Origin of the sequence: Flavobacterium sp., assembly GCF_036782315.1 — a bacterium.
Classification (GTDB): domain Bacteria; phylum Bacteroidota; class Bacteroidia; order Flavobacteriales; family Flavobacteriaceae; genus Flavobacterium.
Window position 1 is genome coordinate 1 of the sequence record NZ_DAIPZK010000020.1, and the last position, 11,282, is coordinate 11,282.

At 33.7% G+C, this 11,282-nt stretch carries 11 protein-coding genes; 6 read left to right on the forward strand and 5 right to left on the reverse strand.

Translation table 11 applies throughout. From position 1 onward, the window contains the following. Positions 1–181: 181 nt before the first annotated feature. The 4 genes from V7P59_RS12600 to prfA form a co-directional block, all read right to left on the reverse strand. Positions 182–964, reverse strand: coding sequence for an alpha/beta fold hydrolase (locus tag V7P59_RS12600; RefSeq protein ID WP_333810517.1), 783 nt, complete (start codon positions 962–964; stop codon positions 182–184). 57 nt (positions 965–1,021) lie between these two features. Continuing rightward, the gene (locus V7P59_RS12605; RefSeq protein WP_333810508.1) at positions 1,022–1,816 is read right to left on the reverse strand and encodes an ABC transporter substrate-binding protein; all 795 of its coding nucleotides are present in this window, start codon (positions 1,814–1,816) and stop codon (positions 1,022–1,024) included. A gap of 12 nt (positions 1,817–1,828) precedes the next feature. Beyond that, the gene (gene pyrF, locus V7P59_RS12610) at positions 1,829–2,641 is read right to left on the reverse strand and encodes an orotidine-5'-phosphate decarboxylase (RefSeq protein WP_333810509.1); all 813 of its coding nucleotides are present in this window, start codon (positions 2,639–2,641) and stop codon (positions 1,829–1,831) included. 283 nt (positions 2,642–2,924) lie between these two features. Next, positions 2,925–3,998, reverse strand: a complete 1,074-nt coding sequence (gene prfA / locus V7P59_RS12615; RefSeq protein WP_194096442.1) for a peptide chain release factor 1 — start codon at positions 3,996–3,998, stop codon at positions 2,925–2,927. Positions 3,999–4,185: 187 nt separating this feature from the next. On the opposite strand from prfA, the gene V7P59_RS12620 reads away from it, so the two are divergent. The 5 genes from V7P59_RS12620 to V7P59_RS12640 all read left to right on the forward strand — a co-directional run bounded on the left by V7P59_RS12620 (position 4,186) and on the right by V7P59_RS12640 (position 9,739). After that, on the forward strand, positions 4,186–6,330 hold the full coding sequence (locus V7P59_RS12620; protein ID WP_333810510.1) for a TonB-dependent siderophore receptor: 2,145 nt from the start codon (positions 4,186–4,188) through the stop codon (positions 6,328–6,330). A gap of 64 nt (positions 6,331–6,394) precedes the next feature. Beyond that, positions 6,395–7,567, forward strand: coding sequence for a PepSY-associated TM helix domain-containing protein (locus V7P59_RS12625; RefSeq protein ID WP_333810511.1), 1,173 nt, complete (start codon positions 6,395–6,397; stop codon positions 7,565–7,567). Between the two features lie 4 nt (positions 7,568–7,571). Next, positions 7,572–7,919 (forward strand): DUF6686 family protein, encoded by a 348-nt coding sequence (locus V7P59_RS12630; protein ID WP_333810512.1) that lies wholly within the window; start codon positions 7,572–7,574, stop codon positions 7,917–7,919. 121 nt (positions 7,920–8,040) lie between these two features. Next, a complete protein-coding gene (locus V7P59_RS12635; RefSeq protein ID WP_333810513.1) occupies positions 8,041–8,889 on the forward strand; it encodes a L,D-transpeptidase in 849 nt (282 codons plus the stop codon). Between the two features lie 265 nt (positions 8,890–9,154). Further along, the gene (locus tag V7P59_RS12640; RefSeq protein WP_333810514.1) at positions 9,155–9,739 is read left to right on the forward strand and encodes a hypothetical protein; all 585 of its coding nucleotides are present in this window, start codon (positions 9,155–9,157) and stop codon (positions 9,737–9,739) included. A 147-nt stretch (positions 9,740–9,886) separates the two neighbouring features. On the opposite strand, the gene V7P59_RS12645 is transcribed toward V7P59_RS12640, so the two are convergent. Further along, a complete protein-coding gene (locus tag V7P59_RS12645; RefSeq protein WP_333810515.1) occupies positions 9,887–10,306 on the reverse strand; it encodes a glycosyltransferase family 92 protein in 420 nt (139 codons plus the stop codon). An 86-nt stretch (positions 10,307–10,392) separates the two neighbouring features. On the opposite strand from V7P59_RS12645, the gene V7P59_RS12650 reads away from it, so the two are divergent. Beyond that, complete coding sequence (locus tag V7P59_RS12650) at positions 10,393–11,202, forward strand: hypothetical protein (protein WP_333810516.1); 810 nt, start codon at positions 10,393–10,395, stop codon at positions 11,200–11,202. Positions 11,203–11,282: the final 80 nt, after the last annotated feature.

The following is an 11,282-nucleotide window of genomic DNA, read 5'->3' on the forward strand; positions in this document are numbered from 1 at the left end:
ATTATCTCTTTTTTATGCAAGTATTTGTATATTTGAGTTGTGCAACAAGCACAGCCGTTATGCAAAAGCGGGGGTTTAGTGCGTCTATGAAAGTGAAGTGCAAAATTCAAGCTTTGTGCATCTAATGAAGTTTACTGCTGAAAATCCGCCACTTCGCCAAGCCGCAGAACGTTAAACCAAATTATTGTTTCTTCAAATACCCAATCACCGTTTCATTAAAAATAACAGGTTGTTCAACATTTACCACATGTCCACAATTTTGAATGATGAAAAGTTCGGCGCTTTTAACGTGTTTAGCAACTACTTGCTTTACCGAAGGTAAAAACATATAATCTTCTTCGCCCATAACGTAAAGTGTTGGTATATTCAATTCTTTTTGTCGGAACCAACGTAACACGGGATTAATTTCAGCTGTGAGTTTGAACCATTTGATAAATTCCTTTTGATACAATTTCTTGGCTTCGTTGATGAAAAGTAAGCGTGATTGTTTGTGGTTCTTTTTTGGCATTATTACAAAGGCAAAAAACTTGTACAACACCAAATACGGTAAGACATATTTAAACATATTTCCTAATCGCATCAAGACCTGTGAACGGAAGTTCATTTTTAATATCGCACCGCCTAAAATCATGCTTTTCACGCGTTCGGGATGCATTTCTGCTAATTGACGGATAACGATAGAACCTAATGAAATCCCCACAAAATGTGAAGATTCAATCTTTAAAAAATCGATAACCTCAACAATATCTTCAGCAATTGCTTTGAATGTATATTGCTGTTTGAATGCTGATTTTAATTGGTCTTTTGAATTCCCATGACCGCGCAAATCCAATAACAGTACATTAAAATGCTTTTGAAAATCACGAATTTGCTTGAACCAAATAGACGAACTTCCTCCTGCTCCATGAACAAAAGTGACCCATTCGGTACTGGTTTCGTTTTTATAAATTGTATAGGAAATCAAAAGTTTAAAATTTGTCAAATGTACTGTTTTTAAAACAACTACATTGTTGAACAAATTTTAAATTTTAGTATGCAGTAATTTGAAGTAATCAAAGGCTTTCAACAAACGGCTACCGTACCAAGAAAACATTTCGCCATCCACAAAAACCGTTTTGGCATGATGGGTAAATCGTCCAATTTCAAATGCATGTTCGTCTTTAAACGGAAAAGGTTCGGATGACAAAAACACATAATCCGGATCGCCTTCTAAACGGATTTTCTTCAACTCGATTTCAGGATAACGCCCTTCTTTAGCTTCGTAAATATTCTCGAAATGATTTAATTTCAATAATTCATTGATAAAAGTATGATTTCCGGCTACCATGTGAGGATTCGCCCAAATAAAATAAGCGGCTTTCTTTACGGGTTTATCTTTGATAAATTGCTGAAAATCTTGATAAGCAAAATTGATTTTATCTATCCATTTTCGAGATTCCGTACGTTTATTGAAAAGTTGACCAAAATCGTGAATCATTTGTAAATTATCTTCAATCGTGAGAATATCCGTTACCCAAACGGGACAAATTGTGGATAACTCTTCTACGATTTCTTTCGTATTTTCCTCTTTATTACAAATAATAATATCGGGCTGTAGTGCTATTATTTTATCAAATTTGATGTTTTTTGTTCCACCAACAATCGTCTTCGTTGCTTTAAAATGAAACGGATGCACACAGAATTTAGTGATTCCAACAATGTTATCTTCTAAACCTAAATCGTACAACAATTCGGTTTGCGAAGGCACTAAAGAGACGATTCGCAAAGGTGTGGTTTCGAAAATGTGCTGGGTTCCTAATTGGTCTGTAAATTGCATTTTGTTCAATATTTACCCTAAAATATGCTGCATCTCTTGTTGCAATTTCAAAGCTTCTTCCCTAGCCTTTTCAGCGAAATCTGTTCCGTTTGAAGCGTAAATAATGCCTCTTGAAGAATTGATTAACAATCCAACGTTTTGATTCATTCCGTATTTGCAAACCTCAGCTAAACTTCCGCCTTGAGCGCCAACTCCAGGAACTAACAAGAAACTATCAGGAACAATTTTTCTGATTTCTGTGAAATATTCGGCTTTAGTTGCACCCACTACATACATTAAATTACGAGCATTTTTCCAAGATTTTGAGGTTTCTAAAACCACTTTGTATAATTCTTTTCCTTCCACATTCTGCGTTTGGAAATCAAAAGCACCTTCGTTTGAAGTTAAGGCCAACATAATCGTGTGCTTGTCCTCAAAAGCTAAAAATGGTTCCACCGAATCTTTTCCCATATAAGGCGCCACCGTTACCGAATCAAAATCCAAATCATTAAAAAAAGCACGTGCATACATCGAAGAAGTATTACCAATATCGCCACGTTTTGCATCAGCAATGGTAAAAATTTCAGGATGTTTCTCGTTGATATAATTAATCGTTTTTTCTAACGATTGCCAACCTTTGATGCCGTAAGCTTCGTAGAAAGCAGTATTTGGCTTGTAGGAAACACATAAATCGTGAGTCGCATCAATAATCGCTTTATTGAATTCGAAAATGGGATCTTCAGTTTGTAGTAAATGTTCAGGGATTTTATTTAAATCGACATCCAAACCAATACAAAGAAATGATTTTTTAGTTCGGATTTGGGAAATTAGTTGTTCAGTAGTCATTGTGTTGTTGTTATTTAAACGCAAAGTTACAAAGTTTTTTTAACCACAAAGACACGAAGAAGACACTAAGTTCACTAAATTTAATTTGAACTACTAATTTTTGTTCCTAAAATTGCCTTTATAGCCCCGATTGCACGAAAAGCTTGCGACACAAGGAGCAACTTGTAGGGAAAGCGGGAACATGGATAACAGAAGTTAACAAACCATTCGCTCCAAAAAAAAATGCCAAACAAATTATTGTTCAGCATCTTTTCTCTATGTTCTATGTTCTGTTTTCTTTCATTTAGAAAACTTCGCTTTCTTTTAGTTTTTCGGTGTTAGCTACTAATTGTAATTCGTCGATAAATTTTTGGATTTTTCCACTCATTACACCGTCCATATCAAAGATATCCATTCCAATACGGTGATCGGTTACACGACCTTGAGGATAATTGTATGTTCTAATTTTAGCCGAACGGTCACCCGAACTTACCTGAGAATTACGTTTTTTCGCATCTTCTTCTTGTTTTTTGGCCAATTCCATTTCATATAAACGCGAACGTAAAACCGTTAAAGCTTTATCTTTGTTTTTATGTTGTGATTTCTCATCCTGACATTGCGCTACCAATCCTGTAGGAATGTGCGTCATACGAACCGCAGATTTCGTTGTATTTACCGATTGCCCTCCAGGTCCTGACGAACAGAAAAAGTCGATACGAACGTCATTCATGTCGATTTGTACGTCAAATTCTTCCGCTTCTGGTAAAACCATTACGGTAGCTGCTGAAGTGTGAACACGACCTTGCGTTTCCGTTTGTGGTACACGTTGTACACGGTGAACTCCTGCTTCGTATTTCAATGTTCCGTAAACATCTTCACCTGTAACTTCAAAAATTACTTCTTTAAATCCACCCGATGTTCCTTCGTTCATGTCGACTAAAGAAGTTCTCCAGCCTTTCGATTCGCAATATTTCGTGTACATACGATACAAATCACCTGCAAAAATAGAAGCTTCATCACCACCAGTACCCGCACGGATTTCCACCATTACGTTTTTCGCATCTTCTGGATCTTTAGGAATCAACATGAACTTAATTTCCTCTTCTAATTGAGGTAAACGCTCATTTGCTTCATCCAATTGCATTTTAGCCATTTCTACCATTTCGGCATCCGAACCATCCGCTATGATTTCTTTCGCTTCATTGATATTTCCAACTAAGTTGATGTACTCATCACGCTTTTCAACTAGCTCTTTTAAGTCTTTGTATTCTTTATTTAATTGTACATAACGCTTTTGATCAGCAATGACATCCGGCTGAATAATCAAATCGGATACTTCGTCAAAACGTTGTTTTACATATTGTAATCTCTCTAACATGGCTGTTATTTATTTTGGAGTGCAAAGTTACAATTTTAGTTGAAAGTATAAAAGTTTCTGTCTTTAAAAGTTTTACATCTGAAAATCAATTCTTTATATTTTTTATTTAAAATAAGTCTAAATTAATTTTGTATTTTAATTTCGAGTCGATACTTTTGTTATGTTATTTTAATTAAATCTAAATAAAATGAATAAAATAGTATTATCAACGCTTTTGTTGTCATCGCTACTAGGATTTAGTCAAGAAAAAGCGGATTCAACTAAAGTTTTAAAAGAAGTTACCGTTGAAGGCACAAGAGAAAACAAGTACAAAAAAGAAAGCAGTACCACGGTTTCAAAAATGCTTTTAAAGGATATTGAAAATCCACAAGTGTACAATTCCATTCCAGCCAACCTTTTAAAAGAACAAGTGGTTACGAATTTTAACGATGCGCTAAAAAACGCAACTGGTGTAACGCGTCTTTGGGAATCTACTGGTCGAAATGGTGATGGTGCTGAATATTACTCCATGCGTGGATTTTCAGTTCAACCAACCATGACAAACGGTTTACCCTCATTGACCAACACAACTGTTGACCCTATTAATATCGACAATATTGAAGTCATCAAAGGTCCTTCAGGAACATTGTTTGGAAGTAGTGTTATTTCGTATGGTGGATTAATCAACATTGTTACTAAAAAACCTCATCAAGCATTTGGTGGCGAAGTTAGCTACAACAATGGAACATATGGTAGCAATCGCGTTACTGCTGATGTTAATCTTCCCATAAATAACAAAGCAGCTATTAGAGTTAATTCAGCTTACACTTCGGAAGAATCATTTCAAGATGCTGGATTTTCAAATTCCTTTTTTTTAGCACCTTCCATAAAATATGACGTTAACGACAAATTAACTTTCCTAGTTAACACAGAATTTTACAAAAATACCTCAGCAAAAGCGAGTATGATTTTTTTGAGTCGATACGCTCCTCTTTCATTTGATTCAATGGAATTATTTGACAAAAACTACAAAAGATCATTTACTTCGAATGATTTGACTATGAACAACAATTCGTTCAACATGCAAATGCAAGCCTTGTATAAACTTTCGAACAATTGGACTTCGCAAACCGTTTTATCTAAAAGTTCGACTAAAACAAACGGTTACTATCAGTATTTATGGGATTCTGCTAATGGCGACGAATTCACAAGATTCATTTCTAAAGCTGATGGAACGTTTTACACAACCGACATCCAACAAAATTTCATTGGAGATTTCAAAATCGGAAACATGAGAAACCGTTTGGTTGCTGGATTGGATTATTACAATTCGAGATTAATTAATAGTGGTTCTGGCTGGGTTGCAAATGGAACTGTTTCTTTAGTAAATGGCACCGATACCGGAATTCTAACGCAAGCAGGAACAGACGCTCTGTTAACCGGAAGTTTTGCAGGAAACACTGAAGCAACACAAGAAATTATGAGTGCTTATGTTTCAGATGTATTGAATGTTACCAATAGATTATCCGTTATGGCAAGTTTACGCTTAGATTATTTCGATGGAAAAGCTTCGCAATGGGATGCTGAAGAAACGAAAGGTCAAGTAGCGGTTTCTCCTAAGTTTGGTGCGGTATATCAAATTATTGAAAACAAAGTTTCTCTTTTTGGTAATTATATGAATGGATTTAAAAATGTAGCTCCAACCACCGTTGCTGATATCGACGGAAGCAATCCAAGAACCAAAGAATTTGATCCTGAGCAAGCAAATCAGTTTGAAGTAGGTTTAAAAACAAGTTTATATAAAGACATTATTTCGGCTTCTGTTAGTTATTATGACATTCGTGTAAAAGACCGCGTAATTACTGATCCAAACAACATCAACAACTCAATTCAAGGTGGTGAAGTAGAAAGCAAAGGTGTTGAAGTAAGTATCGTAGCCAATCCAATTAAAGGATTAAACGTTATTGCTGGTTTTAGTCATAATGAAGCAGAAGTTACAAAAGAAACACCAGGAGATGGTTATTTAGGTTTACGACCAGAAGCTGCTGGACCAGAAACTTTAGTGAATTTTTGGGCAAATTACACAGTAACAAATGGAAAATTGAAAGGTTTTGGAATTGGTTTTGGAGGTAACTACGCTAGCGAATACAAAACTTTAAACAGAGCGAATATAGGAACTTTCGCTTTACCTGATTATACGGTTTTAAATTCGGCTTTATCTTATGACAATGACAAGTTTAACGTATCATTAAAATTGAATAATATGTTGAACGAAAAATATTATTCAGGTTGGTCAACGGTTACACCGCAACGTTTACGCAGCATTACGGCTGGTGTTACCTACAAATTTTAAGTTTATTTTCTGTTTAGTTTAAAGTAAGCTCCTCATTTCGGTGGGGAGTTTTTATCGTAATCACATGCAAAAATCAAGTTTCAAAAAAGGCATTCGAAAATTACATCTTTGGTTAGGTTTATCCACGGGTTTAATCGTTTTTATAATTTCGATTACGGGTGCGATTTATGTGTTTCAGGAAGAAATCACCAATTACCTTCGAAAAGATGCTATTTATCATCACGAATCCAATATCGCCAACAAACAACCGCTTTCACTTAAAGTGTTAGAGAAAAAAGTGGATGCATTTACTAATGAAAAATATCCAATTCACTGGGTAACGGTTCCGATTGATAAAAGCCGAAGCTACATCTTCTATTACTACGAAAGAAATCCAGAAGGTTGGAATTTTTACGAAGAATATGTCGTTTACAAATCGGTTTATGTAAATCCGTTTACGGGCGAAATTCGTGGTGTTTATGATGAAACGACTGATTTTTTCAACATCATTAAATCGATTCACTTCAGTTTTATGCTGAAAACCGATTGGGGAACGTATGTTTGCGGTATTCCGACATTAATTTTTGTTTTCATGTTGATTTCGGGCATTATTTTATGGTGGCCCAAAAACAAAAACGCTAGAAAACAACGCTTTGCTTTTAATTGGAAAAACGTAAAAAGTTGGAAACGCAAAAACTACGATTTGCACAACATTTTAGGATTTTATGTTTCGTCATTAGCTTTTGTAGTTGCCTTTACAGGATTGTTTTATGCATTTTTCTTCGTCCAAGCGATTTTATACTTCGTATTTTCTGGTGGAAGCACTTCGTATCCTGATTTTTCGCACATTCAAACCAAAGCACCTATCGAAATGCGAGATGAACATACGTTAGATAAAATAGGTAAAAAAGTCGAAGAATTATATCCAGATGCGTTTCAATACAGTTTGGATTTTGGTTACGAACATTTAGATGACCACGAACACCCGAATTATGATGTGTTTGTGAAGCAACTCTCCTACTCGTATCATATGAATCATAGTTTGATTTTTGATGAAAATTCGGGTGAATTGTTGCACCAACATTCGCATCACGATAAAAACTTAGGCGAAAAAGCAGTTGCTGCAAATTACGATATTCACATTGGTGCTATTTTCGGTATTTGGAGCAAGATTATAGCGTTGATAATTAGTTTAGTTTGTGCGTCATTACCGGTTACAGGATTCTTTATTTGGTGGGGAAAACGAAATAAAAAATAAAACTATGTGTTGCAATTATTCCATTTTAAAACAAACTCAAAACGGTATGCTGATTTTCTTGAAAGGTTGTGGTAATTACCAATTAACCTTCAATAACCTCAACTTTAGCCTTACCGAAGACGAATTAATTGCGTTTGCAAATTACCTAAAACGTATTGATATCGACTATTGGGAAAAGGAATACGAACACTCCATTTATAAAAAGAAAATCCCTATTCCAACATTACAAAGTAATTTCATTATTCTTATTAATCGATTAGAATTGTATGAATTACTCGTACTCCTCAACTTCGAAAACACAAACGAAATCTTAAGTTATAATGATTTAAAAAATGGAATATTTTGGAATTGATACTAGGCTCACAAAAGTGAGCCTTTTTTTATCTCTAAAATTCACAATTATGTAATAATTTCTAAAAATAATATAAGACGATAAACGTTCAATAATTATATCTTTATCTAAATTCAAAACCATGAAAGCTACATTAAAAATAATTATTTTGGTTATTAGTGTTCTTTCCATTTCTTGTAAAGAAAAAATTAAAGAGGTTACTCCTACTAATAAACCCACAATAAAACGTGTTCATCCAAAAGAAGTAAAATTTACATTTCAAAAGACGAAAGATTGGTTAGAAAATAATGGCTCCAATTCTAAAGCACTCGATTTGGTGTTAGCTATTAATCGTGTAGATGAACCCAATTTAAAAAAACTAGATTCAATTGTAGTTCCTACAGATTACTCTGGCGACATTGCTTATTACATGCCATTTCCGCTTGAAGTAAATATTTTGAGCGATGTAAGCAAAATCATTTTGTTTTCTTATACTACACAAGCTTTTGCTACTTATGAATATGGTGTTTTAACGCATACCGGACCCACAAGCATGGGAAGGGAAAAAGACAAAACACCAACAGGTTTATTTTTCACTAATTGGAAAGCCGAAGAAACTATTAGTACATTTAATGATGAGTGGAAACTAAAATGGAATTTTAACATTGAAAACAAATTAGGGGTAGGTTTTCACGAATATGAATTACCGGGTTATCCGGCCTCGCATTCTTGTTTGCGATTATTAGAAAAAGATGCTAAAATACTATACGAATTTGCCGATCAATGGGAATTAGAAAATCCTGAGAAAGTAAGATTAAAAGGAACTCCCGTAATTGTTTTTGGAAGCTACGATTTTAAAAACCCTAAAATTTGGAACAAATTACCACAAGATGCAAAAGCCTTATTTATTTCTGAAGCAACATTAGAAACTACTATTTCACCTTATTTGCCATCCATTTTAAAAGAACAAACAAAAAGAGAGAAAACGTAATTTTTGAATATATAAAGTTTCATTAGGTTCACGAAAGTGAGCCTTTTTTTTTGTTTTAGAAATTGTAAATATTTTATTATATTTGATTTCGTTAAAAAAATTAGCGAAATAAAACCATGCAAAACTTTCGCTTATCTTGCCAATAAGGCATGATACTAGTTCGAGAGTTTCGCATATAAACGAGTTGTACAACATTAACCTAACCTAAGTGAAAAAGAACATTTTTTTATTTTTTATATTAATTTCAATTAATTGCTTTTGTCAAATGACAACGGAATTTTATGTTGAAGGTATTAACGACATAAAATATTTGACTTTGAATTTTTGTGTTGACAGCGTTGGAAAAACAACTGATGTAGAAATTATAGCAGACAAAACAACAATTCAAGATTCTAGTATTATAAATCAAATTGTTAAGTATAGAAAAGGAATAGAATATTATCCAGACACTAAACTTAAAAACAATTGTCATGACCAAACTTTCAGTTTTATTAGTAAAGAATTTGAAAATTCTCATATTGAGGAAAGTGATTTTTATAAGCTCGATAACTTCAAAATTGGAATATATAAATATCATGATATATACTATAAAAATACTATAATAACAAGAACCGAAAATATACAAATTGAAGAAACAAACGGAGAAGTTTATAAATACAAAATTGAATGGCCTAAACCCAATCAATATATCTTAACCTATCTAGAAGTTGGTAAGAAAGAACACGAATACCTCTTAGGTGAAAAAATATATGTTGAAATCATCAAACAAATAGATTCTCAAACCTATGTTTATAGAAGCAATCTATTAAATAAGATAATCATAACTGGTATCATTGTAAAAAATAATTAAAAAACGTTGCACAACAGCGGTTTGCTTCAATGGCTACTTCCGGATTTTCCTGCGGAAAATCCGCTGCTGAATGGAATGTTTTGTTATATTTGTAATGGCTTGGTGTTGGTTCAACGCCACTGAGAGCAAGCCGCAGAACGTTACCTGCTATTTTGAAGAACTGAATGGATTCCAAATCTGTTGAATTTTCAAATACTTTTTTTCAAGATATTCTTTTAGTAACTCAAAATCTTCTTCGTAAACATTTTCAATATAAAATGGAACAAAACGACCTTTTCTTTGATGAACCATAAATATTTCCATATAATATTCAGGTTTTTCAGATTCAGTAATGTCGCTATCTTTTTGTTTAATATCAAATCTAAAAACTAAATTCATATCACAATCAGCATTTCCCATTTCGTTATAAAAATCTTTGAATGTTTTATAGTTAGTTTCAAAATTTAATTTGTAATAACTATTATCAGAGCAGTAATAATCGTGGTCTGCTAATAAGTCTGAAAAAACAGCAGGTAACACAGGTTTTGTGCTATTGCTTGGTTCGGTATTTTCTGAATGTTTTGTCATAATTTGTAATTTTTAGTGTTTAATTTAATGTTTTGGTTTATTTTTACGCAACAGGCACAAAGCCTGAGAACGTTATGTGCCATATTATGAAACGACTACTTAACAAAAGAACGACAAAAATTGTATCATCAAATTCGCCTCTGACATTTGAGACGACAGGTGGTGGTTCGTGGGAAGTATGGGACAGATTTATCGCTGTTAATGGACAAAATATCTATCACATTGGAAATGTTTGTGGGACTTGCTCTTTCTTTTTTGAAAAGCTAATTGACAACAAGAAATCAATCAATCCAAAAGAAACCATTGACAAACTAAATGTTGGACTTATTTTCATTGACGACAATACAATTGACATTTTAAGAGAGATAATTCCTAACGGATTTTACGAAATTGCCCTGCTGACAATTACTCCAAAATTTACAGTTGTTGGACAACCTAACGACTATTTCGCAAAGGAACAAGTAGACTTATGGGGAATAGACGGATATTATGGTGTTCCACACTCACCCAAAGTAAATTACTATCGTGGGTCAGACAAGGAAATCGGTGACGACAGAAAAATATTTGAGTTTTTTATTCCGTTGACATCAACTGAAAATTTAGACCAGAAACGAGTTGACTTTTATAAAGAAAAAATTTTAAAAGGCAATAAACCGACAGCAATTAGCCTATCAACATTAGACATTAAAGAACCTGCTGTTTGGCCTGAAGATGACATCAAACCAGAATTTACTTCACATTGGTGTATTGCTCATTACATAGTTGACGGACACCATAAAATTAAAGCTGCGTGTGACTTAAATTCTGAAATAACTTTACTTTCGTTTATAGCGACAGAAAAAGGAATTTCATCAACTGACGACATTAACGAATTATTAAAACACATTGACAACTAAGAAAAGAAATACGGCACATAACACGGGTAACTGTTGCACAACTACCATTTTCTCAAAACAATTTACAAAAACATAAAAAC